This is a genomic window from Bradyrhizobium huanghuaihaiense, from assembly GCF_007830635.1.
GTDB classification, from domain to species: Bacteria; Pseudomonadota; Alphaproteobacteria; order Rhizobiales; family Xanthobacteraceae; genus Bradyrhizobium; species Bradyrhizobium huanghuaihaiense.
The window spans coordinates 131,387-157,214 of sequence record NZ_VLLA01000019.1 but is presented as its reverse complement, the minus strand read 5'-3'; the positions used below and the strand labels follow the sequence as shown (position 1 = coordinate 157,214).

Here is a 25,828-nt window from a genome sequence, read left to right as displayed (position 1 = left end):
TGGTCGGCACCAAGGTCGTTACAGGTTTAATCACAGGCGAGTGATGACTGGACGGCGCGCGGGTGCCATGGAACAAGCGTCCCCGGGAAGTCGGGGGCACCGTGAACCAGTTCACATTCGGGAGCGAACGGCGAAATCTGCGCCTGCTGGCAGCGGTCCTGGCCGCCGCGCTGCTCGGCTTCGCCCCGGCTTCGTCCGAGCCGGTCAGGAAGAGCGGCTACGCAATCGGTTCGGATAGCTGCGGCAGCGGTGACCTCGCGTTTCCCCGGATCCAGCTCGACATGAAGGCAGGATTTTGCGCCGGCCTCGTTGCCAGCGAGGAGGACCGCCTCAAATTCCCGCGTTCGATCGTCCAGGTGCCCGGCCGTGACCTGTTCGTGGTTGCCGACATGGGCGGCTGGGGTCACACCGACGGGCGGTTGCTGCTGCTCGATCCGCGCGCTGGAGAGGGCAAGCGGTTCAAGGAGCTGCTGACGGGGCTCGAATACCCGTTCGGCCTCGTGATTGGCCCGGACAAGAGACTCTATGCCTCGACCGCGGAGACGATCTTCCGGTTCGACCCGCTGGCGGACAACCCTCGCAGCACGGTCGAGACCATCGTCCGGCACATGCCCGGGCGCCGGATCACCTTGCCTGACGGCACGAGGCTCGACGAGAGCGCGCACCCGCTGAAGCAGTTCGTCTTCGATCGCGACGGGCGGCTGTTCGTCAATGTCGGCTCGCACAGCGACGACTGCATCACGCCGGCGCCGATCACAAAGCCCTGCGCCGCGGCCGAAGGGGGCGCGGCGATGGCCGCGATCTGGCTGTTCACGCCGCCCGCAGGCGGCGTCTTCCCGGCGTTGAAGCCTGGCGATCCCGATCCGCCGCACACCGTCTATGCGCGTGGTTTGCGCAACTCGATGGCACTGGCGCTGCACCCGATGTTTCCGGATGACGGCTACGCCTTCCTGCAAGGCGAGAACGGCCGCGACCTGCCCGATATCTTCAAGCCGAACGAGGAGATCAACGCGATCGAGCCGGGCAGGCACTATGGCTGGCCCTATTGCTACGACCTGTCGACGCCGAGCTCCGAATTCAGGCTCGTGCTGCAATCGGGAATCTACAAATCGTTCTGCTCAGCCAATCCCCTCTACAAGCCGCCGCTCTCGCTGATGCCGCCGCATGGTGCGCCGCTCGCCATGCTCTATTACCACGGCGCGAAATTCCCCGAGCTGGAAGGCAAGCTGCTTGTCGGCCTGCACGGCTATCGTCCGACCGGCAGCCGCGTTCTCGTCTACGACGTTGACGATCATGGCTTTCCCAGGCCGAGCCCTCCGCCGGTGCGATACCACGTCAGCTGCGCGGCCGATCCGACGCGCAGTTTCCAGACCGACACTGGCGAGGTCGCCGCCGCGCCGTTCGACGAGCTGATCGCCGGCTGGCATCGCGTCAACGGCGCGCGGCCGCAAGGCGCCCCCGTCGGCATGACGGTCGCGGAGGACGGCGCCATCTGGTTGGTCGAGGACAAGAACCAGACCGTGATCCGGATCGATCGCGCCGCAGGCGATCCGCCGCCGCCGCTACCCTGCGACGCGCGCAGCCAGGCGATGATCGACCAGCTCGCAGCCTTCGTCGCCAGGGATGCACAGAACAGCATTCGCCTCACCACCTTGCGCAAGGGCCTTGTCGAGAAGCACTGCGTCGGCTGCCATTCCGATTTCGGCCTGAGGGCAGGCCAAACGGACGCAGAGAAGGACGCAACTGCGCTGCGCTTCATGCTGTCGCAGGACGGCTGGATCTATCCCGGCGATCCCGATGCCGGCAAGCTGCGCACGCGCCTGCGCGGCCTCGGCGCCGAGAAGCTGATGCCGCCGGGCGGCGAGAGCCTGCCCAAGACCGAGCCCGGTTACACGCGCCTGCTCGATACCGCGGACCTGCTCGTCGCCAAAATGGTTCCGGGCACGCGGATGCGGATCAAGCCCGGTCCGCCGCAGCGCAAGTTTTTCAGCAAAACCAACAAGGAATGCGGCGAAATACCGGCCGCCAAGGTCGTCGTCGTGACACAAAGGAGCGCTGTAGACAGACCCGGCTTCAGCCGATTCTTCCGGCCGGCCGATCCCTATCTGAACGGCGAGTGCACCGACGACGATGGCTATTACATCCGGCAGGAATTTCTGGTGCCTGTGCAGTAGCATCCTGCTTGTCGCGACGCCGCCGGCCGCTGCCGAAACAAAACTGTTCGACAGCGTGCAGGTGACGCCAGCCAGCGAATACACCTTCGGCATCGAAGGGCCCGCCGCCGATCTCGACGGCAATCTGTTCGTCGTCAATTTCGGCAAGCCCGGCACCATCGGCAAATTGCCCGCGGGCGCCGCCGCTTCGGAGCTGTTCACGACGCTGCCCGAAGGCAGCGTCGGCAACGCGATCCGCTTCGATCGCAGCGGCACCATGTTCATCGCCGACTACAAGAAGCACAACATCTTCGCGATGGCGAAGGGAGCGACCGAACCTGCCGTCTGGTTTCACTCCGACGAGATGAGCCAGCCCAACGACATCACCATCGCGCGCGACGGCACGATCTATGCGAGCGATCCGAACTGGAAGGGGCGCGAAGGCCACATCTGGCGCATCGCGAAAGCCGCGGACGGATCGGTGCAGGGGCAGGTGATGTCGGCGCCGCGCGCGATGGGCACCACCAACGGCATCGATCTCAGTCCCGACGGCAAGACGCTCTATGTCGGTGAATCCAGCAGCGGCCAGATCTGGTCCTATGCGATCAACGGCAACGAGCTCACCGCGGCAAGACTGGTCAAGGCGTTTCAGCCCGACACCATCGACGGCCTGCGCACGGACGTTGCAGGCCGTCTCTACGTCGCGCGCATTCTCAAGGGCACGATCGCGCTGATGAAGCCGACCGGCGCGGTCGAGCGCGAGATCCCGCTGAGGGCCAAGGAGCCGACCAACCTTGCCTTCGGCGGCAGCGACGGCAAGACCGTCTTCGTCACCCAGCGCCAGGGCGGCTTCATCGAGGCCTTCCGCACCGACCAGCAGGGCCGCGAGCACTGCCTCCAGCGCGGCCGCTGCTAGAGCCCACCGCTTAAAGCCGGTCTGCTTCCCGTGCAGAACAGTGGCGCGAGGGCGGCATTCTTCTTGCTTGCATCCGGCCGCCGCAGGCATCAAGACATCTGTGGCACCCCTCGCGACCACGGAGTGTTTGAGTGAAAGCCGTCCATACCGAACTGCACCGGAGCCACGATCCGCAATTCTTCCTTGTTCGCGGCGTCGTCAAGCGCACCACCGAGCAGCCCGAGCGCGCCGACCGCCTGCTCAAGGGCCTGAAGGACGGCAAGCATCAACTGGTCGAGCCGACCAAGTTCGGGCAGGGGCCGCGGGCACGCATTCACAGTCCGGAATACCTGACGTTCCTGAGCGAAGCCTGGGATGCCTGGACCGCGCTTGGCGATTCCGGTCCGGAGATGATCGGCAATATCCATCCCGTGCGCCACGCCGCGACCTATCCCACCCACATCGTCGGCAAGCTCGGCTGGCACACCGCCGACACCGCGGCGCCGATCGGTCCGGGCACCTGGGCGGCGGCCTGTGCCGCAACGGACGTTGCGGTGACGGCGGCGCAAATGGTGATGGACGGCGAGGATGCGACCTACGCGCTCTGCCGTCCGCCCGGCCATCACGCCTATCGCGACATGGCCGGCGGCTTCTGCTTCCTCAACAACAGCGCGATCGCGGCGGCGCATCTGCGGCTCAAGCACGAGCGCGTCGTGATCCTCGACGTCGACGTCCATCACGGCAACGGCACGCAAGGCATCTTCTACGCGCGGCCTGACGTCTACACGATCTCGATCCATGCCGATCCCATCGCGTACTATCCCTATGTGTGGGGCTATGCGCATGAGCGCGGCGAGGGCCCGGGCCTGGGCGCCAATCTCAACATTCCCCTCGCCATCGGCACCGGCGACGACGGCTACATGCAGGCGATGGACGTCGCGCGCAAGGCGATCGAGTCCTTTGCGCCCGGCGCCCTCGTCATCGCGCTCGGCCTCGATGCCTCCGAACACGATCCGCTGAAGGGCCTTGCCGTTACCACGCCCGGCTTCCGCCGCATCGGCCAGGCCATCGCCAAGCTGGGCCTGCCGACCGTATTCGTGCAGGAAGGCGGCTATCTCTCGGATATCCTCGGCGCGAATTTGACTTCGGTGCTGGCGGGGTTTGAAGAGGCAAGGTGAGTTTCGCTGAATAGACCGTCATTCTCCGTCATTGCGAGCGAAGCGAAGCAATCCAGCATCTTTCCCCGGCATCAGCCTGGATTGCTTCGTCGCAAGGGCTCCTCGCAATGACGATGCGGATGCAGTGTGGTCAGTAGTTAAAACATCCCGCTTGCCGCCAGCGCCTTGCAGACGTGCTGCATCTCGGTCTCGTCCGCGACCATGTCGAGCATGATCGTGGTCAGTCCCTTCGCCGCAAACGCCCTCAGCTTGGCGCCGATCTCCTCGTAGCTGCCGACGAGATAGGGGCAGTCGGCCTGGAAGGTCAGGAATGGCAGCAGCCAGTAGCCGTTGGGCTGAAGCTCGCCGCTTTGCCCCTCATATAGCCGCCGCTTCCACACGGAGTCGCTGTTCTCCACGGTGAGCGCGAGCAGCTCGCGATCGTCGGGGTTGTCGCGGAAGCGTGCCTTCGCCGCCTGCCGCGCCTCGTCGCTTCTCTCGCGTGCGAAGATGCCGAAGTTCATGCCGGGTGCCGCGAAGCCATCATCGAGATCGGGCGGCAGCATCTGCATCTTGATGCAGCCGGTCTCCTTCGCCACACGCTGCGCCGCTTCCGACTGGCCCGCGATCAGGAATTCAGGCATCAACTCCGCCGGCAGACGCGGCCGCAGTTGCAGATTGCTGGCGCGATAGAACCGGCCCTCGATAGTCACGGGCCGCGGGCTCGAGAGCAGCTGGCGCATCAGCGCGACGAACTCGCCGAGCCTGACATAGCGGTCGGCATGGGTCTGCTCGTCGCCGAGGCCCTGCAAGTCGCTGACCGCGGTCCCCGTGATCATGTTGAGATAGACCTTGCGACCGTAGAGCTGCGCAAAAGACGAGACGAATTTCGCCGCCGTGAACGGGTGCATGTAGACCGGGTTGACCGCGATCAGCGGCGAGCTTCGGGTCGTCTCCGCCATGATGTGCTGGGCCATGGCCCAGGGCTCGACGAACACGTCGTTGCCTTCGAACAGCAGAATGCCTTCGAAGCCGTTGCGGTCGGCGAACTCTGCCACCCGCATCAGCTCACCGACATATTGCTTGGGATCGCGGTTGCGCGAGATCGCGGGAAAGACGCGCAGCCGCGAGGCCGTCATTCAGCCGCTTCCTGGAGCGGCCAGGCATTGCGGCTGATGGGAAGGCCGCCGTGCGCCCGGGAGCCGTCGGCGATCGCGAGGCGATGCGAGGGGGAGGGAGAGCACAGCGAGAAGCGCCATCCCGAGGGATCGTCGACGATATCGGGCTTGAAGCTGATCTCGATGGCCTCGCGCGAGACCTGCATCGCGAAGGCGTCGAGCGGCAGGTTGAGCCCGAAGCCCCTGGCCTTCAGATAGGCCTCCTTGAGCGTCCAATAGTCGAAAAAGCGCTCGATCGCCGCCGGCTCCGGCAGCCTGCGCAGCGTTTCGACCTCCTCCGGCGCAAAGAAGCGATTCGCGGTGGAAAGCGGGGCGACGCGCCGTGACACTGTTTCGACGTCGACGCCGACCGCCTCATGCCCGGATACGACACAGGCAACGCAGCCGTCGGCGTGCGACAGGCTGAAATGCAGCGCGGTCGAGGTTTTGGGCGATGCGACGAACGGGCGCCCATAACGGCCGGCCCCAAAGGACCAGTCGGTGGGAGCGACGTTCGGCGCGACCTGGGACAGCGCCAGGCGCAGCATGGCGTGCGCGAATATATATTGCCGCCGATGCCGCTCGAACTTGAAGCGGTCGGCGCGGATCCGTTCGTCGACCGAGAGCAGCCGTCGGCACGCATCGGCTGCGCCCGGCGCGTCAATGGTCGCGATCAGTCCGACAAACAGTTCAATTCTGTCGTCTGCCATCAATTGGGCCTTTGGCGTCAGGCAGAGGACAAATCCCCGGCCCTGACGGAAGAATCAACTGAGCAAGAATCAACCAGTGGACCGGTCTTAGCGGTCCACCCAGGCAAATTCTTGTCGATTTGCAGGCCGGTTTACAGGCGCAAGCTTGTGCGAGACCCCAACTCGACGAGCGAGCGGCCCAATTTGAAAACCGGAGGCCGAAAAATGAAGCCTGAAGATTGGTGCGGCGTCCCTGCCGACTAGTCTTACTTTTTCTTCTTGGCCTTCTTCGACCCGCCCAGCATCGAAAGGCTGGCGTCGACGTCCTTCATCGCGGCCTGGAGCTTCTTCTTCTCGTTGGTCAGCAGCTTCTGCAGGGCCTTGCGGTCCTTGTCGCTCAACGAGGTGCCCTTGGTAAATTTGATGAAACCCATAACGCACTCCCCCGGTTGAAAATAATCGTCCAAATCAAAATGGCGGGAATAATCTTGCGCGATGGCGCCAAATAATCAAGATGCAACTTGATCATGCACAGCTTTGACGAGTGAACCTGTATTCGCCCTCGTGTACGGCCGGTCATGCCGCCTTGCGCGCGAGCAGCTGGCCGAGTGGTGTGCCGGATTGGTCGACGGCCGCCGCCAGCAGCGCGACGAGATCCGCCATCCATGTGCGGACCGTGCCGCCGTCGAGGAGCTCGTGCTTGTAATTGCATGAACCGGTGATTCCGGTCGGGCGCTCCTTCAGCATCAGCGACAGCCAGGTCTGGTCGATCGGCAGCACCGGCTGGCCCTCGCGCGCGACATTTCCGATCGATTGCACTGCAATCTCCGGCAGATCGAGCGGCTGGCGCAGCGGATTCTGCAGCGTGAAATAGACCTGGAGCAGCGCGGCCGGGTCGATCCCCTCCCGCTCCAGATGGTCGGCCAGCATGTTGAACGGCAGCTCCTGCCGCGCATGCGCATCGAGCACGCTCTGGCGCACCCGGCTCAGGGCCTGCGCGAACGACAGATCCGGCGTGATTGTCGTTCGGACGATCACCGTGTTCTCGAACGGGCCGACGATGCGGTCGGTGTCCGGCTGGGCGCGATTGGCCATGGCGGTGGCGACCGAGATGTCGGTGCGGCCGGTCCGCGCCAGCAGCAGGGCTTTCAGGCCAGTCAGCAGACACATGAACAGCGTGGCGTTGTGCTGGCCCGCGAATGCGGTGAGTCGCGCGATCAGATCGGGCTCGAGCCAGAGCGGATGGTGCCCGGTGGACGCGCCCGGGTCCGCTTCGCCCTCGAAGATCGGAGCCGCGCCGCGTAAATTCTCCGTCCAGTCGGCGGCCTGGCGACGGGCGGCGTCGGTGCCACACCACCAGCGCTGCCAGCGCGCGACGTCCGAAAAGGCCGGCGGCGGCCTCAGTAGCGGTGCTGCGGGGCGCCCGGCCAACGCCGCATAGCGGCTGGACAATTCCTCGAACAGCACCCCGATCGACCAGCCGTCGGCAATGACATGATGCAGCGTCAGCAGCAGCACGTGGTCGTCGGCATGGAGCTGCAACAACCGCGCCCGCAATAGCGGCGGCCGCGCGATGTCGAACGGGGCGTAGGTCTCCTGCTCGATCAGCAGATCGATCTTTCGGAGCTCGAGCGCCTTGCGCCGCTTGTTGTTGTGCCGCCGCCCGTCGCCGATGACCTCGACGGTGAGGACGGGCCCGAGCTCGCTCGGAGTGGCGATGCGGCTGACGGGCTCTTTGCCGCTCCAGCCGAAACCGGTCCGCAGCGATTCGTGGCGGCGTACGATGTCGCCGAATGCTTGCGCGAGGATGGCCGGATCGAGCGGGCCCTGGAGACGGAAGGCAAAGGGCAGGTTGAACAGCGGCAGGCCCGGCAGGTTCTGCTCGATCCGAATCATCTGGTCCTGCGCGATCGAGAGCGTCGGCGGACCGCTGTCGATCAGCCGCGATACGCTTGCGGCAGGCTTGTGCGGTTTCGCTGCTACGGCCTCGTCGACCCGACGGGCAAGCTCTTCGACCGTCGGCGCCTCGAAAATGGTCTTGATCGGCAGTGACACGCCGAGCGCCCGGGCGACGCGCGCCATCGCCTGGCCGGCCAGCAGCGAATGGCCGCCGAGATCGAAGAAATTGTCTGTCACCCCGAGGCTCTCGACCTTCAGCAGGTCGATCCAGATGTCGGAGAGCACCTTTTCGGTAAAATGCCGCGCTGGCACGGCGGCAGCATCTGGCGTGGAGGTTTCCTGTTGTGCGGGTGCCAGCAGCGCGGAGCGATCGATCTTGCCATGGGCGTTGAGCGGCACCTGGTCCAGGAACAGGAAGGCGGACGGGATGGCATGGCCGGGCAGCCGGCTCTTCAGGAATTCGCGCAGCTCGCTGGCGCTGACCCGGCTGTCGGGCCTGGCGACGATATGGGCGATCAGTCTGACATCGCCGCCGGCTTCGGGGCGAGGCTCGACGACGCCGGTGCGCACGTCAGGATGATCGGCAAGCGCGTTCTCGATCTCCTTGAGCTCGATGCGATAGCCGCGGACCTTGACCTGATGGTCGGCGCGGCCGAGGCATTCGATCGTGCCATCAGCGCGGCGGCGGGCGAGGTCGCCGGTGCGGTAGAGGCGGCCGCCGGCCTGGCGCGAAAACGGATCGGGCAGGAAACGTTGCCGGCTCTGCGCGGGATCGTTGACATAGAAGCGGCCGACTCCGGCGCCGCCGATGCAGAGCTCGCCGGTCACGCTGGCCGGCTGCGGCTGGAGGTGTGCGTCGAGCACGTAGAGCTGGGTGTTCGGCAGCGGCGCGCCGATTGGAACGTTGCCCGTCGCTATCGCCGGCGCCTTGGTCAGACGATGTAGCGACACGTCGTCGGAACATTCCGACGCCCCATAGGCATTGATCAGCGGCACTTTCGGGCAGCGGGCGAACCAGGCGCGGCAGAGATCGACCGGCAGCGGCTCGCCGGTCGAGATCAGGACCCGCAACTTCGCGAAGGCGCGCCGGACCTGCGCCTCGTCCATGCGGTCGAGGATCACGCGGAGCAGTGAGGGCACGATCTCGATCACCGAAATGTGCTCGCGCTCGATCTCCCGGGCGAGCAGGATCGGGTCCTGCACGGTCGCCGTGCCGCAGACATGCACGCGCGCGCCGACCATGGGGCCTGCGAGGAATTGCCAGACAGAAATGACAAAACTCTGCGGCGCGGTCTGCGCGATCACGTCCTTAGGCGACAGCTTCAGCTCGGCAATCAGCGAGGCCAGATGGTTCGACAGGCCGCGCTGCTCGATCATGACGCCCTTCGGCGCGCCGGAGGAGCCGGACGTATAGATGAGATAGGCAAGGCTCGAGGCTGCGCGCCCCGCGGCGCGGGCCGGCTTGGTCATCCCTGGCGCGATGGTGTCGTCGAGTTCGGCCACCTGGATGCGCTCGACCAGCGGCTCGAGCAGCCCCTCGACCACGGCCGATTGGGCGCGCCCGGTCAGCAGCACGCCGGCGCAGCTCGATCCGAGGATGGTCGTGAGCCGTGCGGTCGGCTGGTCCGGATCGAGGTTCAGGAAGGCCGCGCCCACGCGCTGTACCGCGATCATGGCGGCGAGCAGATCGGGGCCGCGCTCGGCGAGCAAGGCGACCACCGTCTCGGCCCCCACGCCCTCGCGCAGGAGCCAGCGCGCGATCGCCTGGCTGCGGCGCGCCAGCTCGCGATAGCTCAGGGATGCGCGACCGTCCGACACCGCGATCGCGTTCGGCGTCTTCTTCGCTTGGCGTTCGAAGCGTTCGTTCAGATTGCCGCGTGCGGCGAAGTTGGCCGGCACGCCGTGGCCTTTCGCCAGCAACTGCCGGCGTTCGGCCTCGGTCAGCAGCGGCAGGCGCGAGATGCGCTGTTCCGGATCGACGATGACGGCCTTGAGCAGGGTCTTGAACTGCGCGGCCATGCCTTCGATCGTTACCGCGTCGAACAGATCCGTGGCGTATTCGAAGAAGCCGGTGAAGCGCCCGTCGGCCTCGACCAGTTCGAGCGTGATGTCGAAGCGTGCCACCTTCGGGTCTACCTCCAGCCGCCGGGTCGACAGGCCGGTGAAGCGCGCCGCCTCGATCGAGGCGTTCTGGAGGATGAACATGATCCGGAACAGCGGATTGCCGTCCGTCCTTCGCGCGACCTGCAGCGCGCGCAGCACCTCCTCGATCGCAAGATCCTGATTGCGGTAGGCGTCCAGCGTCACCTGACGCACCCTCCGCAACATCTCGCCGAAGCTCGGATCGCCGCCAAAATCGTTGCGCAGGATCAGGGTGTTGGCGAAGAGCCCGATCAGGCGCTCGCTCTCGATCTGGTTGCGGTTGGCGATCAGCGATCCCGTCGCGACGTCCTCGTGTCCAGTGTGCCGGAACAGCAGGCACTGGAAGGCGGCGAGCAGGGTCATGAAGGGCGTGACGCCCTGGGCCTGGCTCAGCGCGCGGACGTCGCCCGAGAGAATCCTGGAGAACTCGAAATAGTGCCGGGCGCCATGACCGCTCCAGACTTCCGGTCGTGGCCGATCGGTCCGCAGCGGCAGCGTGGTGACACCGTCGAGCTGCGCCCGCCAGTAATCGAGCTGCTCCTTCGCGGCCGGCGTCTGCGTCCAGCCCTGCTGCCAGAGCGCGAAGTCGCAATACTGGAAAGCAGGCGAGGGCAGCGCCGTCACGTCCTTCTTGTGTGCTGCGGCATAGTGGGCGGCGAGCTCCTCCCAGAACAACCGCTGCGACCAGCCGTCGGTGACGAGGTGATGGACGTTGACGACCAGCGCGTGGCTGGATTTGTCGAACGACAGCAGCGTGACTTTCAGCGGCGGCTCGTGCGCTAGGTCGAACTTGTATTGCGCGAGCTTGAGCGCCTCACGCCGGATGATTGCCACCCGCTTGTCCGCGGGGCAGGGCTTGAGCTTGATCCGCTCGAACCGCGGCGGGGACTGCAGCACGCGCTGTGCCGGCTCGCCCTGCCGTTCGATGAAGATCGAGCGCAGCGCCTCATGACGCGCGCAGATCGCGGCGAGGCTCGCAGAGAGTGCGGCGACGTCGACCAGGCCCTTGAGCATCGCGACTTCGACGACATTGTAATTGTAGCGCGTCGGATCGAGCCGCGACAGCAGATACATCCGCTGCTGCTGGAACGACAGCGGCACGTCAGCTGTCACGGCAGCGGCCTGACGCCAGGCCGGCAGCGCCACGTCGCGATGCGTTGCTGCCGTCTCGATCCGGGCCGCAAGCGCCGTGACCGTGGCGCAATCAAAGATGTCCTCGAACGAGAAATCGACGCTGAAGCGTTCGCGCAGGCGGGAGCGCATCTGCGTCACCGCGAGCGAGTCCGCGCCGAGTGCGAAGACGTCCTGGTCGATGCCGACCTGCGGCAGCTCCAGGAGGCCGGCCCAGATCTCCGCGAGCTGGGTCTCCAGCGCATTGCGCGGCAGGCGTGTCTCGCCGGCATCCGCGGTCTCCGTGATCAACCCTACCAGCGCGTTGCGCTTGACCTTGCCGCTGGCGCCCTTCGGCAGCGCGGCCACGCTGCGGATCAGGCTCGGCACCTTGTACGCCGCAAGACGCTTTCGCGCGAACTGGCGCAGCTGGTCCGAGTTCGCCTCGGAATTCGGCCGCAGCACCACGACGGCAGCGACGTTCTCGCCGAGCTTCGGATGCGGGACGGCAAACACGCCGGCTTCCAGCACTGCTGGATGGCCGAGCAGTACGTCTTCCACCTCGATCGGCGAGACCTTCTGTCCACCGCGGTTGATGACGTCCTTGATGCGGCCGACAATGAAGAGATAGCCGTCGGCGTCGAGATAGCCGAGATCGCCGGTCCGGAACCAGCCGTTGCGGAACGCGGCCTCTGTCGCAGCCTCGTCATTATAGTAGCCACGCGTCATATTCGCGCCGCGCAGCACGATCTCGCCATGCTCGCCGCTTGCGAGCGCGCGGCCCGCCTCGTCCATGATCGCGATCTCGGGGCCCGCGGCGCGGCCGACCGATCCGACCTTGCGCAGCTCGAACGGATTGGCCGCGATCTGCGAGGCCGCCTCCGTCATGCCGTAGGTTTCGAGCACGGGAACGCCGAACGTCGCCTCCAGCCCGGCAAGGATGGCGGGCGCCAGCGAGGCCGAGGCCGAGCGGATCACGCGCAGCGACGAGGCTCGGACGCGGTCGGGGTTCGCTTCCGCCGCCGTCAGCAGCGCGCGATGGATGGTCGGCACCGCCGTGTACCAGGTCGGTTGCAGCTCCCGCATCCAGCCGAAGAAGGACGCGGCGTCGAAGCCGTCGGTGCAGATCACGCTGGAGCCCGCGGCGAGCGCGGTCAGAAGGCCGGAGATCAAGCCATGGGCATGAAACAGCGGCAGGACGTTGAGCAGGCGATCATGCGACGTGAGCGACAGCACGCGGCCGGCATTGTAGGCAGAGAGGCACACGTTGCGATGCGTCAGCGGCACCATTTTCGGCCGCGCGGCCGTGCCCGACGTCAGCAGGATGAAGGCGTCGTCGTCGCCGCGCGAGACGCCGCTCGCACTTGCAGGCCCGACGCCCGGCCCCATGAATATACAGCCGCCGAGATCGTCTTTCGGCCCCGGCACGACATCGATCACCGCGATACCGAGCGCCTTGGCGACGTCGCGACTGGGCGAGTTCATGTCGGCGCGGGTGACGAGCGCCGTCAGCTTCAATTCGCTGAAATAGCGTTGCAGCTCGTCCGCGGTCAGGTCGGGATTGACGGGGATGCAGGCGCAGCTTGAGGCGACCGCGATCAGGGCCAGCGCGCTGTCGGCGCCGCGCGGCAGCGCGACGGCGACCCGGTCCGCAGGCGCGATGCCGAGCCCACGCAGCGTGTGCACGAGATCGTGCGTCCGCTCGCCAAGCGCGCCATAGGTGAGGGCCGGCCGTCCAGGGGCGAGGATAGCGGGCGCCGCAGGACTCCTGCGGGCGTAGAAGTCAAGCAGGCCGCCGATATGGGAAAAGATCTTCGTTTCCAGGCTCGCGCCGACCGATCCCGCTCCGGATGCAATGTCCGACAATGCCATTCCCTTTTGATCTGATTGAGCTATTCTTCTCAAGAGTTAGGGAACGCGTCCAGTCTGAGGTGAAGTTCGGGCCCCAAAATCTGTGGTTGAGGGGCCCCAAAGCCCTTCGACGGAGTGAAGGTCGGGCAGAATCACCATGCTGGAGAATGAGCCGGGCACGGCAACGGAAGGCGGGCTGAAGCGCTGGCTTGAGGGCGTCGGCCTCGGCCACTACTCCGACCTTTTCGCACAGCACCGCCTCGATCTCGACGTCTTGGGGGATCTCACGGAATCCGACTTGGTCGAGCTCGGATTGCCGCTTGGCGATCGCAAGCGGCTCCAGCGGGCGATGGCGGCTCTATTCCAGGCTGAAACGGCAGAGCCGCCGGCCGCGGCGGCACGCCCGCAGACCCGGACGGAGGTCGGGGCCGAACGGCGCCAGCTCACCACCATGTTCTGCGACATGGTCGATTCCACCTCTCTCTCGGTGCAGTTCGATCCGGAAGACGTGCGCGACATGATCGCGAGCTTCCGCGAGACCTGCGTCCGCGTGGTCAAGCATTACGAGGGCTTTGCCGCCCGTTTCGTCGGCGACGGTATCCTCGTCTATTTCGGCTATCCGACCGCACATGAGGACGACGCCGAGCGTGCAGTGCGTGCGGGTCTCGAGATCGTGCGGGTGCTGTCGACCGCGCGGGCGATCGAGCCGCGCGGCGCGCTCACCCATTCGCCGGCCGTCCGCATCGGGATCGCGACCGGTCTCGTGGTGGTCGGCGATCTCGTCGGGCAGGGCACCGAAGAACGCGACTCCGCGGTTGGTGAAACCGTCAACCTTGCCGCGCGCCTGCAAGCCCTGGCGCCGCCCAATGGCGTCGTGATCTCCGCCTCGACGCAGTCGCTGCTGAAGGGCAAGTTCGACTACCGCAGTCTCGGTGTCCATGCGCTGAAGGGCATCTCGGAGAAGGTGCAGGCCTGGCATGTGGTGCGCGCCTCGCGGGTGGAAACCCGCTTCGCCGCCGCGATGGGCGCGCGGTTGACGCCGCTCGTCAACCGCGAGGAGGAGATTGCGCTGTTGATGGGCCGCTGGCAGCAGGCCAAGGGGGGCGACGGCCAGGTCGTGGTCAAGTTCGGCGAACCCGGCATCGGCAAGTCGCGCATCATCCAGGAAATCTTCGAGCGGATATCGGGCGACCGGCATGCGCAGGTCTCGTTCCAGTGCTCGCCCTACTACACCTCCACCGCGTTCTATCCGTTCGCCGAGCAGCTCAAATTCTCCCTCGGCCTCGACCGCGAGGATGCCTCCGCGCTGTCGCTGGCGAGCCTGGAGACTGCGATCGCCGCCGCGCATGGCGACATCGAGCAGGTCACGCCGCTGTTTGCCGGGCTGTTGTCGATACCGACCGGAGACCGCTATCCGCCGCTCGATCTGTCGCCCCAGCAGCAGAAGGATGCGACCGTCGCGGCGCTGGTCAATCACTTCCTCGGCCTCGCGCGCGAGATGCCGCTGGTGATCGCGTTCGAGGATCTGCACTGGATCGATCCGACCTCCCGCGAGGTGATCGACCTGCTCGTCGACCGGGTGCAGAACCGGCCGATCCTGGTCATCATCACCGCTCGCTCCGAATTCCAGCCGAGCTGGAACGCGCATTCGCACATCACCACCCTGGTGCTCAACCGCCTGAGCCGGCAGCTGCGCACGACGCTGGTCGAGCGCGTTGCCGGAAGGGAGCTGCCGAAGGAGGTCGTCGAAGAGATCATCGTCAAGACCGACGGCGTGCCGCTGTTCCTGGAAGAGCTCACCAAGACCGTTCTGGAATCCAATCTCCTGACCGAGCGGCACGGGCGCTACGTGCTGTCAGGCCCGTGGCGGCAGCTGGCGATCCCGGCGACGCTGACGGACTCGCTGATGGCGCGGCTCGACCGGATGGGCCCGTTCAAGCGGATCGCGCAGATTGGCGCCACCATCGGCCGCGAGTTCTCCTACGAGACGCTCCAGGCCGTCGCCAATACGCCGGCGGAGCAGATCGAGGCCGCGCTCAATCATCTGGAGGAGGCCGGGCTGGTCATGCGGCGCGGCCATCCGCCGGACGCGCTCTACTCCTTCAAGCACGTGATGATCCAGAACGCCGCGCATGCGAGCCTCCTGCACAGCGAGCGCCGCAAGCTGCATGCGCGCATCGCGCAGGTGCTCGCCGAGATGTATCCGGAGAAGACCGATCGCGAGCCGGAGCTGCTGGCCCATCACCTCACCGAATCAGGCCAGAGCGAGGGTGCCGCGAGCTTCTGGCTCAAGGCCGGCAAGCAGGCGGCCAGGAGCGGCGCCAATCTGGAGGCGATCGGCCATCTGCGCCGCGGCTTGAGCGTCGTGCAGGCCAATGCGCGCATGCAGGGCGGCGACGAGATGGAGCTCGAGCTGCGCATCGCGCTCGGCAACGCGCTGATCGCCGCCAAGGGCTACGCGGTGCAGGAGGTCGAGGAGAACTACACCCGCGCGCTCGAGCTCGGCCAGCAGCTCGACGACGACGAGAAGGCCTTCGCCGCGACCCGCGGCCTCTGGGTCTGCCACTTCATCCGCGCAGATCTCACCCGCGCGCATGATCTCAGCGTCGAGCTGTTGAAATTCGCCAAGCGCGAGCGGCTGAACGAGCGGTCGCAGCCGGCGCAGCAGACCGGCTATCTGATCGAGGCGCACCGTTCGATCGCGATGACCATGCTCTATCGCGGCCGCTTTGCCGCCTCGCAGCATCATCTGCATCGCTGCATCAACCTCTACAGCCCCGACCTGCATTCCGATCTGATGGAGCGGCACGGCACCGATCCCGGCGTCGTCTCGCTGTCCTATCTCGGCTATCTGCTCTGGTTCCTCGGCCGGCCCGACGCGGCGCGCCAGCACAGCGAGCAGGCGATCGCCAATGCCGAGAAGATCCGCCATCCGTTCACGCTCGCCTTCGCACTCGTGTTCGGCGCGTATCTCTGCCAGCATTTGCGCGACGTCGAGGGCACGCGCGACCACGCCAACCGCGCCATGATCATCGCCACCGAACACGGTTTCCTGCACTGGAAGCAGCAGGCCGCGATCCTGCGCGGATGGGCACTGACGCAGCTCGGCGAGGCCGACGAGGGTCTCAGCCAGATGCGCTTCGGCCTCGACGAATACGAGGCGATGGATTCCTGGCTCGCCGGCTGCTGGTTCCGCTGCCTGTTGGCTGAAGCCTATGCCAAGGTCGGGATGCGCGATGCCGCCTTGCGCGCGCTGGACGGCGCGCTCGCGACCGCCAGACGGACCGGCGATCATTCCTACCTCGCCGAAGTCTATCGCCTGCAAGGCGAGATCACGCTGTCGGACGGCGACCCGGCCTCGGTACAGGAGGCCGAGGAGCTGTTCGGCCTGTCGCTGGATGTCGCACGCAAGCAGGGCGCGCTGTCCTGGGAGCTTCGTACCGCCGTCAGCCTGGCACGCCTGTCGCACCAGGCCGGCAAGCGTGAGCACGCGCGTCTCCTGCTCGTGCCGATCGTCAACAGGTTCAGTGAGGGTTTTTACACCCCGGACCTGAAGCAGGCGATGCAGCTGGTCAACGAGCTCGATGCGGATGTGCCGGTCCGTGAACAGGCCGATGCGGCGAGATGAGCGATCTTGCCGCCGCGCGTGCGCGCTATGCCGGGATGATTGCGAAGCGCGAGAGGATTTCCTCGCCGCGCCTGCTCGAAGCGCTCGCTGCCGTTCCGCGCGAAGATTTTCTGCCCAGAGGCCGTTGGCGCATCAAGAGCGAGGCGGCGCGCAGCTACCGGCTGACGCCGGACGCCGACCCGGTTCATCTCTATGACAATGTGCTGGTCGCGATCGACGCGCGCCGCAGGCTCGACACGGGCCTGCCGAGCCTGTGGGCGCATCTGATCGACGTGCTCGACATCAAGGAGCGCGACCGTGTCGTGCAGATCGGCTGCGGCCTCGGCTATTTCACCGCGATCCTGTCGAAGCTGGTCGGCCCGAAAGGCTGGGTGCAGGCTGTCGATTGCGACCAGCGCCTGGCGTACCGTGCCGCCAACTACCTTCGCCCCTATCGCAACGTCGAGGTGTTCCATGGCGATGGGTGTGAGGAGATTCCAGAGCCTGCCGACGTGATCATCGTGCACGCCGGCTTTCCGCATCCGCATCCGCTCTGGCTCCAGTCGCTCCGCCCGCGCGGCCGCCTCCTGGTGCCGCTGACGCAGCGGGACCGCGAGGGCGCGGTGATCAAGATCACGCGGAGGGGCAAGGGGTTCGAGGCCGAGGCGGTGCAGCAGATCCGGATCTTCCCCGGCCAGGGCCGCGGTGTGACCGCACTCGACGACCGCGTCGCCGACTGGTGGCAGCGCGCCTCAGCCCTCGCGCCGCTGCGCTTTCGCGGGCTCGAGCAGGGGCTGCCGTCGGATGGCTAATTCTTCGTTTCATTTTACCTTGATTCCGTTTGTGAGTTTCCAGCACCTCGCGGTGCGGCTATGAGTGCGGCCTGATCGCCATTCGAGCGCGCCCATGCATTCCGTTGCCCTGCTGACCGCCAGCTACGCCAAGGATATCGAGCGTTTTTCGCTGCTCAGCGAGAGCATCGACACCTGGCTGACGGGATATACGCGGCATTATGTTCTCGTTAACGATGAGGACGTGCCGCTGTTCGCGCGGTTTGCGTCCGACAAGCGCGTCATCGTTCCGGCCTCGCGTTACCTGCCGAAATGGCTGTTCGCGCTGCCGCCGGCGCTGCAGTTCATCAGCAAACGACGCGTCTGGCTGTCGCTGCTGTCGTCGCCCGTGCACGGCTGGCACATCCAGCAGATCCTGAAGATCGCCGGCGTCCTCAACGCGCCCGAGCAGCGCGTCTGCATCCTCGACTCGGACAATCTGTTCTTCCGCGAGTTCGACGTCGGCCAGTATGCCGGCGGCGAGAAGACGCCGCTCTTCGTTACGCGCAAGGGCATCGACGCCGGCCACCCCTTGCATGTGCTGTGGCTGCGCACCGTCGATCAGCTTCTCGGTGTCACGGAGCGCGCGTTCCCGGCCGACGATTATGTCGGCAACGCGCTGGTCTGGGACAAGGACACCGCGCGCGCGATGACCGACGCCATCAAATCGGCAACGGGCCTGAGCTGGGCTCTGGCGCTGTGCCGGAAGAAGAAATTCTCGGAGTATCTGCTTTACGGAAACTTCGTCGCCAGTTCGCCGAATCATCTGGCAGGGCATCGGGTGACGGAAGACAGCATCGCGGTGTCGCATTGGGACGACACCCGGCTCGACCGCCCGGCGATCGAAGCGATGATTCGCGCCGCTTCCCCCGAGCAGGTCGCGCTCTGTATCCAGTCCTATTCGTCGACTTCGATCGAGGACATCCGCGACGTCTTCAGGCTGAACTCGGCTGACAGGCGCAGTCCGAGTCTGGCTCCCGATCAGATCGGGGACACACAAGCGTTCGAGACGCCCAAGACACGCTAGCCTTTCAAGACACGCTAGCTTCAGACGTCCTTCGTGAACTTGCTTATGACGTCCATGAACGGTTTTGGCTTGAACTCGCCGTCGAGCGGCAAGGGGCGGTTCGGCTGCTTGTCCTTGCGGGCGAAGGTGCCGTTGATCCAGCTGTAGCGATCGGAGATGCCCCAGGTCAGGATCGAGCGCACCGGGCCGCTGGCAGAGACGGCCGTCAGCAGATCGTCGACGCGCTTGGCGACGATGGCGTCGCGCTCCGCGGGACCGCCCGTCAGCTTCTGATCGTCAACGTCGAGCTCGGTGACGAGAACCTCGAGGCCCCAGGAGCGCAGCTCGGTGACGAATTCGGCGAGCCCATGCGTGTCGATCTCGAGCTCGGCATGCAGATGCGATTGCAGCCCGACGGCGTGCAGCGGAACGCCCTGGTCGAGCAGCTCCATGATGAGGTTGCGGTAGGCCGCGCGCTTGGCGATGAAGGAGTCCTTCACCAACTCGATGTCGTACTCGTTGATCGCGAGCTTTACATATGGATCGGCCGCGGCCGCCGTGCGGAACGCCAGCGGAATCCAGCTCTTGCCCAGATGCTGCGTCCAGAACGTATCGCGCCGGTCGGTGATCCCCTTTGGATTGTCCGGGATCGGCTCGTTGACGACGTCCCACGAGGTCAGCTTGTCTTTGTAATACGAGACCACGGTGCCGATGTGGTCGCGATAGGTGCGCTCGACGCCCTTGGCGTCCTTGATCTGCCTGGTCCAGTCCGGAATGTCGTGATACCAGGCGAGCGTGTGTCCGCGCATCGTCAGGTCGTTCGCCTGCGCGAAGTCCAGGATGGCATCGGCACGCTCGAAGGCAAAGGTGTGCGCGTCCGGCCGCAGCATCGGCCATTTCAGCTCGAGCACAGGCACCACCTGCGTGCAATAGGTGCTGATGGCCTCGCCGAGCCTGGGGTCGGCCTGCAGGTCCCAGAGTGTGGCCGCCGCACCAAAGCCCTGACGGCGCTGGGCGAGCTTCGAAGCCGGTAACGCTGACGCAGAGACGCCCGCCGCGAGCGTCGCGGCGCTGCCGAGGAGAAACTGGCGTCTGTCGAGCCTGGTCACGCGTGGTTCTGCATCACGGCTTCGGCGATCTGGTAATAGTGAAGCGCGCCCTTCTCGAGCGTCAGATTCTCGGTCACGTAGTCGCGCGGCGCGAAGTCGCCGGCGCTCACATGCGACCAGAACTCGCTCCAGCCGGAGACGAAACCGGCCGCGTCGATGAAGGTCATGCCGCAGCGCGCGTCGAAATAAGGCACCGAGGATACGCCGCCCTCGTACCGCACCTTGTGCGGAAAATACTTCGGATCCTGCCACGGCCCGCCGCGATCCCACGCAAAGACGGGAACGCCGCTCGACAGCGCCTGCTGGCAGGCGATGCCCTGGCTCTCATGCTCGCACAGGAAGATCATGCTGCGGCAACGCGCCAGCGCCGCCTTGTAGTCGTCTTCCTTGTAGTGACCGTAGCGGATCACCTCGACCGTGCGGCCGCTGGCCTCGAGATGTCTGCGGATCGGCTCAATCAGGTCGGACTCGTATCGCCCGTAGTCCCAGCGAACCTTGTCATAGAGCAGCACGTCCACGCTCTTGCGGTCGGCCGGCGTCGGTGTCCACAGGTCGGTGTCGATGCCGACGGGCCAGGCGTCGACATGGGGCCAGTGCGGACGGAACATGTCGGCGTACCATTTGCACGGCACCAGCACGCGCTTGACCTGCAGGTCGTTCAGGCGCTCCGGTGCATCGACCGGGTGGTCATACATGGCGACGCCGAGCAGGAGCGGGTTCTTCCACTTGAACCAGTCGAGCACGAACGGCCGCCCGATGACGCAGGCGAGCTCCTCCGGGTGCTTCTGGATGTAGCGATAGTCGTTGACGCGGTAGCGGATGCCGAGCCGGTCGAGGCCCGCGCACAGATTGAGAAGGACGCGCCGCTGTCCGCTAATGAAGGACTCGCCCTTGACCAGGCGCCGCAGCAGCGGCCGGATGTGACGGTCACCGGGAAACCAGCGGTCGTCCCGCTCTTCAAAGAAAAGATTGAGGACCATCCTGTCGCGCTTTTGCATGCCGAAATCCGCCGGAACGAGCGGCGCGTCGGTGCCGCCATGCGGCCGGGAGGTCGGGTGCGCCCGTGTTCGTTCGGCAACGTCCATGTCAGTCACGTCCACGCATCGGATGGGTCGGGCGACCTTTTGATATTATTGCTTCTTTTCTGTGATCCCGCCGGTTCCTACAAGGACAGGGCAAATTTAACGCTAACGCGCGATAACCGCTGAGACGTTTCATTCGCGATCCGATTTGCAGGCTGATGCGACTATCTTGGTCGGTGCTGGCGGCGCAGTGCGATGGCCGCAGCAAAGGCCAACTGTTTTAACGCTTCGTTAATCCTCAAGGCGCCTCCGGTCCCGTGCTCGCATGCTGAATCGCCATTTCTCGATTTACCTCGTGGCCTACATCCTGCCGGCGGCGGTGGGCTTCTTCGCGGTCACGGCGTACACGCGGCTGCTGAGCCCGGCGGAATACGGCGTCTATGTCGTCGGCATCAGCCTTGCCGGCATTCTCGGCGCTATCTTCTTTGCCTGGATCAAGCTGTCGGTGTCGCGCTATCAGGCGATGTCGGCGGAGGTGGATTTTCGCGGCACGGCGATGGTCGCCTTCGGGCTCACGGTTGCGGTGCTCTGCGCCACCACGCCGCTCGTGTTCCTGTTCCGCAGCGATGTCAGTGTCGAGCTGCTGCTTGCCAGCATGTTCGTTGCGATCATGGCCAATGCGGTCGATGTCGGACAGGAATTCGAGCGCGCCAAGCTGCGTCCGTATCGTTTCGCCGCGATCTCGATCGTGCGCAGCGTGGCGAGCGTCGGCTTCGGGCTCGCCGGCATCTGGCTCGGCTGGGGCGGCCTCGGCCTGCTGGCGGCGTTTGGCCTGGGATCACTCACCGGCATCATCCTCAATCTCGTCGGTGACCGCAGCAGGATCTCGCGTTTCCAGCACAGCCAGTTCATGCAGCTCGCGCGCTATGGCCTTCCGCTGACGCTGGCCGGGCTTTCGGTCGCGCTGTACTCGAGCTGCGACCGTCTCATCGTCGCCTATCTCCTCGGCAAGGACGCCGCCGGCATCTTCGGCGTCGCCGCCGACCTGCCGCGCCAGTTCATGGTGATGATCGCGTCCAGCGTCGCCGCGGCGACCGTGCCTCTGGTGTTCCGGTCGCTGTCGGAGAACAACAAGGAGACGACGCGCGCGCGGTTGACCGAGAGCCTCGAGCTGCTGCTCGTCGTCGTCGCGCCAGTCGCGATCTGGCTGGCGCTCGCAACCGACGAGGTTGCGGGCACGCTCGTGGGCGTCGATTTCCGCGCCGGCGTGTCGGCACTGCTGCCGACCCTGGTGCTCGCGCGCTTGTTCGGCATCGCCAACCAGTTCTATGTCCAAATCAGCTTTCAGCTCGCCGAGCGTCCCTTCATGCTGGCGGCGCAGTCCTTCCTCACGCTGGTGATGAGCGTGGCGCTGATGTTCGCGCTGGTGGCGGGCTACGGGATCTATGGCGCCGCGCTGGCGACGCTCGCGACCGAGGTGATCGGCTTCGTCGTTGCGGTCGTCCTGATGCACCGCGCCCATCCCGTGCCGTTCGACGCGAGCCGCCTTGCCGGCGTGGCCGTCTCCGCAGCGGCGATGGCGGCTGCGATCCTCCTCGCGCGCACGCAGGCCAGCGGCACCGGCTTCGTGGCGCTGACCATGGTGAGCCTTGCCGGCGGGCTCGCTTACGCGGCAGTGGCCTGGGTGCTCAACGTCGCGAATGTGCGCACGCTGTCGCTTCGTGTCCTGCGGACCTTCAACCGGAAGGCGCTGGGCGTCTAGCGTGCCCCTGTCTGGCGTGGTCCCGCCGCCCGTCAGGCCAGGCCAACCACCGCCCGACCCCGGACATTCTGCCGCAGCGGTGGACCGCCAGCTCCGGACCAGCCTCGGCCGAAGCGCCCTTCCGCCCGTTCGGGCCCTCGTATATGAGAGATTTGCCGCCGGATCGTGCCGAATCTCGCCACAGACGGAACGTATGGCGGCTGTGATTTCTTAATTTAGAGATCGCAAACTGACATTTGACGGCACGCGCGGATTGGCATTTCGACCGAGGATGGCATGAAAAACCTGATGACAACGGCGCAATCCACCGTGGCGATGCGGCGTTGGGGGCCTCCCGGAATTGTGACGCTGGCGGCGATGGTCGCGTTCGCGACCCTCGGCCCGGCGACCGCAGCCAAGCAGGCGCGCCAGGCGGCAGAGGCGGTGGCGCAGCGCGAAGCGGGCGAGCCGATCATGGCGATCGTGTCGATCAAGAGCCAGCAGGTCACCTTCTACGACGCCGACGGCTGGATCCTGCGTGCGCCGGTCTCGACCGGCACCACCGGGCGCGAGACGCCGGCCGGCATCTTCGCCATCGTCGAGAAGGACAAGGACCACCGCTCGACCATGTATGACGATGCCTGGATGCCGAACATGCAGCGCATCACCTGGAACGGTATCGCGCTGCATGGCGGGCCGCTGCCCGGCTATGCCGCCTCGCACGGCTGCGTGCGCATGCCGTTCGGCTTTGCCGAGAACCTGTTCGACAAGACCAACATCGGCATGCGCGTGATCATCTCGCCGAACGACGCAGCGCCGGTCGATTTCTCGCACCCGTCGCTGTTCGTGCCGAAGCGGGAGGCTATTGCCGCGGTGCCGAGCCGGGCCGACAAGCTCTCGTTCGAAGCCGAGGAAGCCACACGGGCCGCCGACGAGACCAAGAAGGCTGCGGCCGCGGCCGCGAAAGAGGCGGCCTCGCTCCCGGCATCGCTGCGCAAGCTGGAGCAGCAGAAGGCCCGCGCCGATGCCGAGCTCGCCTTCGCTGACAAAACGCTTGCAAATGCAAAGACCGATCAGGCCCGCGCCAAGGCCGAGGAGCTGAAGCAGAAAGCCGCGGCCAAGGCCGCCGATGCCACGACGCAGCTCGACACCGCCAAGGCCGCCGCGCAGCCGAAGCGTGACGCCGTCGCCGCCACGAAAGAGGCCGCGAAGATTGCAGCCACCAAAAAGGCCGACGCGGTGAAGGCCGCGACCGACGCAAAACTCGCGCTTGAGCCGGTCTCGGTCTATATCAGCCGCGCGACGCAGAAGCTCTATGTGCGGCGGAACACGCACAAGCCGGCGCCGGACGGCGGCGGCGAGGTGTTCGACACCAGCATCGAGGTCCCCGTCACAATCCGCAATCCCGACCAGCCGCTCGGCACGCACATCTTCACGGCGATGGCGAAGACCGACACGGGCCTGCGCTGGAGCGTGGTCACGATCGAAAGCGGCGACGACGCCAAGAACGCGCTCGATCGCATCACCATCCCGCAGGAGGTGTGGGATCGCGTCGGACCGACCGCGTTGCCGCGCTCCTCGATCATCATCTCGGACGAGCCGCTGAGCAGCGAGACCAACTACCGCACCGAGTTCGTCGCGGTGCTGAGCAACCATCCCCAGGGCGGCTTCATCACGCGCAAGCCGACCGCGCCGTCGATGGACATTGCCAGCGATGACGGCTGGGACAATGGCGGCAACGGCTTCGGCTACTTCTTCCAGCAGCGCGATCCGTACGCGCAACCGGTCAATCCACGCCGGCAGCGCGGCGGGTACCAGTACTATCAATCGACGCAGCCGATGCAGCGGAACTGGTGGTAAGGCGCGCGGCCTCGGACTGCCAGACCGAAGCCCGCAACTACGGACGCGCCTCGATCACGATCGCCTGGATCTTGCCGTCGATCGCTCCGGAGCCATGGCGCGCCCGGAGCGCCTCGGCAACGATATCGGTTGCAGCCTGAAGCTTGCCGGCGTCCCTGGCTTCGATCTCGCTGCGCAGCGGCGTGCCCTGGCAAAGCGCGATCGCGACGTATTCGGCCGACGGTGCGCGGCTGATCTCGGATCGCGTCTCGATCGAGATGTCGCGGAAACCCGCACGTTCGAGATCGGTCCTGATGACGGCCTTGTCGTGATAGCCGTGCGGCGTCCGGATCATGAAACGGGGCGGATCGTCGGGAAACAGCTTTGCGAGCGCGACCGTCGCTTCGTGCGCGAGCACATTGTCCTCGATGCGATCCCAGACGTTGAACACGAACGTGCCGCCCGGCTTCAGGACCCGCTTCACCTCTCCGTAGGCCTTGACGCGGTCCGGAAAGAACATCGCGCCGAACTGGCAGCAGACCACATCGAACTCGGCATCGCCGAAGGGCAGGGCCATTCCGTCCGCCTGGCGCCAGGTGATGCGATCGTCATCCGTCTGGCGCTGCGCGGCGACCGCGAGCATCGGTTCGTTCAGGTCGGTCGCGACATAACGGATGCCGCGCGGCAGCGCCGCCGCGACCGCGCGCGTCACGGCGCCGGTGCCCGCGGCGATCTCGAGCAGCACGGAGGGAGAGCGTGCGGCGACTCGCCGTGCGATGTCCTCCGCATACACGGAGAAGATCAGCGGGACGAGATACTCGTCATAGATTTTCGGAATCGAGCCGGCGAAAACCTTGTCAGTGTCGGACATGCTTGCCTCGCTGAAGGTTCGGACACGAGGCTCAAGTTAGCATGGTTTTCTTCTCTGTCGTGCCAGCAACGACGTAAATCGCGCCGGTTCCTGCCGCGTCTTGCGCGCTCGGAGCAACATCGCCGGCCGGCGATCGGTTCTACGATCTCCCGCCGCCGACCTCGCGGATCGGACGCGTGCCGTCCCAGCTCAAGGCCGCCTGCCGGACCTTCTCGAAGAATGGCCCCTTGGTGCCGCTGATGTCCGATATCTCGATCACCGTTCCCGGATGCGCCTGCGTGTCGAAATAGGCAAAGCGTCCCTTGTCGCCGCCGATCTGGCCCTCATGGCCGATCCTGTAGCCGAGCCCGATCGCCTTGTCGTAGAGCGCCTGATAGTCGTGGCTCCAGTACGACATGTGCTGGAGCCCTTCGTGGCCGGCGTCCAGAAACTCCTTGTACAGCGAGGGGGCGTCGTTGCGCTGCTGGATCAGCTCGATCTGCAGATCGCCGGAATTGGCCAGCGCAATGCTCATCTCGACCGCCGAGTCCTGGCCGCGATGGCGGAACCAGTCGGTCTTCACCCGGTCCATGTAATACCAGGGGCCGACGCCCATCACCTCGATCCAGTGCTTCATCGCGGCGTGGATGTCCCGCACCACGTAACCATTCTGGCGTACCGCGCCGAAGATGCGGCTCATGCCCGCGCTCCTCTTCTCAATCTATTCACTGCTGGACCTCATCCTGAGGGCCCGCCGCAGGCGGGCGTCTC

The 25,828-nt window shown here is 65.8% G+C and carries 16 protein-coding genes; 8 read left to right on the top strand and 8 right to left on the bottom strand.

Annotated elements, in window-relative coordinates; all coding sequences use genetic code 11:
• The first annotated feature begins 101 nt into the window (after nt 1-101).
• From IQ16_RS31075 to IQ16_RS31065, 3 genes are all read left to right on the top strand, one after another.
• Nucleotides 102-2,174 carry a PQQ-dependent sugar dehydrogenase gene (locus tag IQ16_RS31075; RefSeq protein ID WP_018646192.1) on the top strand — a complete coding sequence of 691 codons (2,073 nt, stop codon included), beginning with the start codon at nt 102-104 and terminating at the stop codon, nt 2,172-2,174.
• Nucleotides 2,131-3,069: an SMP-30/gluconolactonase/LRE family protein gene (locus IQ16_RS31070; RefSeq protein WP_026312487.1), complete on the top strand. Its 939-nt coding sequence runs from the start codon at nt 2,131-2,133 to the stop codon at nt 3,067-3,069. The genes IQ16_RS31075 and IQ16_RS31070 overlap by 44 nt, the downstream gene beginning before the upstream one ends.
• A gap of 131 nt (nt 3,070-3,200) precedes the next feature.
• Nucleotides 3,201-4,226: a histone deacetylase family protein gene (locus tag IQ16_RS31065; RefSeq protein WP_018646190.1), complete on the top strand. Its 1,026-nt coding sequence runs from the start codon at nt 3,201-3,203 to the stop codon at nt 4,224-4,226.
• A gap of 137 nt (nt 4,227-4,363) precedes the next feature.
• Here IQ16_RS31065 and IQ16_RS31060 read toward each other — a convergent pair whose 3' ends face one another.
• From IQ16_RS31060 to IQ16_RS31050, 4 genes are all read right to left on the bottom strand, one after another.
• On the bottom strand, nt 4,364-5,344 hold the full coding sequence (locus tag IQ16_RS31060) for an LLM class flavin-dependent oxidoreductase (protein ID WP_018646189.1): 981 nt from the start codon (nt 5,342-5,344) through the stop codon (nt 4,364-4,366).
• Nucleotides 5,341-6,072 carry a 4'-phosphopantetheinyl transferase family protein gene (locus tag IQ16_RS31055; RefSeq protein WP_018646187.1) on the bottom strand — a complete coding sequence of 244 codons (732 nt, stop codon included), beginning with the start codon at nt 6,070-6,072 and terminating at the stop codon, nt 5,341-5,343. Before IQ16_RS31055 ends, IQ16_RS31060 begins: the two co-directional genes overlap by 4 nt.
• 245 nt (nt 6,073-6,317) lie before the next feature.
• The gene (locus IQ16_RS45890) at nt 6,318-6,485 is read right to left on the bottom strand and encodes a hypothetical protein (protein ID WP_018646185.1); all 168 of its coding nucleotides are present in this window, start codon (nt 6,483-6,485) and stop codon (nt 6,318-6,320) included.
• A gap of 142 nt (nt 6,486-6,627) precedes the next feature.
• Nucleotides 6,628-13,074 (bottom strand): non-ribosomal peptide synthetase, encoded by a 6,447-nt coding sequence (locus IQ16_RS31050; RefSeq protein ID WP_018646183.1) that lies wholly within the window; start codon nt 13,072-13,074, stop codon nt 6,628-6,630.
• Between the two features lie 136 nt (nt 13,075-13,210).
• Between IQ16_RS31050 and IQ16_RS31045 the strand changes: the two genes are divergently transcribed.
• The 3 genes from IQ16_RS31045 (at nt 13,211) to IQ16_RS31035 (ending at nt 18,517) form a co-directional block, all read left to right on the top strand.
• Entirely contained in the window at nt 13,211-16,681 is a 3,471-nt protein-coding gene (locus IQ16_RS31045; protein WP_018646182.1) for an ATP-binding protein, read from the top strand.
• Complete coding sequence (locus tag IQ16_RS31040; RefSeq protein ID WP_018646181.1) at nt 16,678-17,472, top strand: protein-L-isoaspartate O-methyltransferase family protein; 795 nt, start codon at nt 16,678-16,680, stop codon at nt 17,470-17,472. The genes IQ16_RS31045 and IQ16_RS31040 overlap by 4 nt, the downstream gene beginning before the upstream one ends.
• A 94-nt stretch (nt 17,473-17,566) precedes the next feature.
• The gene (locus tag IQ16_RS31035; protein WP_018646179.1) at nt 17,567-18,517 is read left to right on the top strand and encodes a DUF6492 family protein; all 951 of its coding nucleotides are present in this window, start codon (nt 17,567-17,569) and stop codon (nt 18,515-18,517) included.
• Between the two features lie 20 nt (nt 18,518-18,537).
• On the opposite strand, the gene IQ16_RS31030 is transcribed toward IQ16_RS31035, so the two are convergent.
• Nucleotides 18,538-19,605: an endo-1,4-beta-xylanase gene (locus IQ16_RS31030; protein WP_018645942.1), complete on the bottom strand. Its 1,068-nt coding sequence runs from the start codon at nt 19,603-19,605 to the stop codon at nt 18,538-18,540.
• Complete coding sequence (locus tag IQ16_RS31025) at nt 19,602-20,690, bottom strand: glycosyltransferase (RefSeq protein WP_018645943.1); 1,089 nt, start codon at nt 20,688-20,690, stop codon at nt 19,602-19,604. The genes IQ16_RS31030 and IQ16_RS31025 overlap by 4 nt, the downstream gene beginning before the upstream one ends.
• A 262-nt stretch (nt 20,691-20,952) precedes the next feature.
• On the opposite strand from IQ16_RS31025, the gene IQ16_RS31020 reads away from it, so the two are divergent.
• Nucleotides 20,953-22,389 carry an oligosaccharide flippase family protein gene (locus tag IQ16_RS31020; RefSeq protein WP_018645944.1) on the top strand — a complete coding sequence of 479 codons (1,437 nt, stop codon included), beginning with the start codon at nt 20,953-20,955 and terminating at the stop codon, nt 22,387-22,389.
• Nucleotides 22,390-22,665: 276 nt separating this feature from the next.
• A complete protein-coding gene (locus tag IQ16_RS31015; protein WP_018645945.1) occupies nt 22,666-24,228 on the top strand; it encodes a L,D-transpeptidase in 1,563 nt (520 codons plus the stop codon).
• A gap of 37 nt (nt 24,229-24,265) precedes the next feature.
• On the opposite strand, the gene IQ16_RS31010 is transcribed toward IQ16_RS31015, so the two are convergent.
• Both IQ16_RS31010 and IQ16_RS31005 read right to left on the bottom strand, forming a co-directional pair.
• Complete coding sequence (locus tag IQ16_RS31010; RefSeq protein ID WP_018645946.1) at nt 24,266-25,078, bottom strand: class I SAM-dependent methyltransferase; 813 nt, start codon at nt 25,076-25,078, stop codon at nt 24,266-24,268.
• A 139-nt stretch (nt 25,079-25,217) separates the two neighbouring features.
• Entirely contained in the window at nt 25,218-25,757 is a 540-nt protein-coding gene (locus IQ16_RS31005; RefSeq protein ID WP_018645947.1) for a VOC family protein, read from the bottom strand.
• Nucleotides 25,758-25,828: the final 71 nt, after the last annotated feature.

What these genes read in the sequence shown, in the direction of transcription:
- IQ16_RS31035 (WP_018646179.1), top strand. Translation starts at nt 17,567, where the DNA reads ATGCATTCCGTTGCCCTGCTGACCGCCAGCTACGCCAAGGATATCGAG.
- IQ16_RS31070 (WP_026312487.1), top strand. Translation starts at nt 2,131, where the DNA reads ATGGCTATTACATCCGGCAGGAATTTCTGGTGCCTGTGCAGTAGCATC.
- IQ16_RS31055 (WP_018646187.1), bottom strand. Translation starts at nt 6,072, where the DNA reads ATGGCAGACGACAGAATTGAACTGTTTGTCGGACTGATCGCGACCATT.
- IQ16_RS31010 (WP_018645946.1), bottom strand. Translation starts at nt 25,078, where the DNA reads ATGTCCGACACTGACAAGGTTTTCGCCGGCTCGATTCCGAAAATCTAT.
- IQ16_RS31020 (WP_018645944.1), top strand. Translation starts at nt 20,953, where the DNA reads ATGCTGAATCGCCATTTCTCGATTTACCTCGTGGCCTACATCCTGCCG.
- IQ16_RS31005 (WP_018645947.1), bottom strand. Translation starts at nt 25,757, where the DNA reads ATGAGCCGCATCTTCGGCGCGGTACGCCAGAATGGTTACGTGGTGCGG.
- IQ16_RS45890 (WP_018646185.1), bottom strand. Translation starts at nt 6,485, where the DNA reads ATGGGTTTCATCAAATTTACCAAGGGCACCTCGTTGAGCGACAAGGAC.
- IQ16_RS31045 (WP_018646182.1), top strand. Translation starts at nt 13,211, where the DNA reads ATGCTGGAGAATGAGCCGGGCACGGCAACGGAAGGCGGGCTGAAGCGC.
- IQ16_RS31050 (WP_018646183.1), bottom strand. Translation starts at nt 13,074, where the DNA reads ATGGCATTGTCGGACATTGCATCCGGAGCGGGATCGGTCGGCGCGAGC.
- IQ16_RS31060 (WP_018646189.1), bottom strand. Translation starts at nt 5,344, where the DNA reads ATGACGGCCTCGCGGCTGCGCGTCTTTCCCGCGATCTCGCGCAACCGC.
- IQ16_RS31025 (WP_018645943.1), bottom strand. Translation starts at nt 20,690, where the DNA reads ATGGACGTTGCCGAACGAACACGGGCGCACCCGACCTCCCGGCCGCAT.
- IQ16_RS31015 (WP_018645945.1), top strand. Translation starts at nt 22,666, where the DNA reads ATGAAAAACCTGATGACAACGGCGCAATCCACCGTGGCGATGCGGCGT.
- IQ16_RS31040 (WP_018646181.1), top strand. Translation starts at nt 16,678, where the DNA reads ATGAGCGATCTTGCCGCCGCGCGTGCGCGCTATGCCGGGATGATTGCG.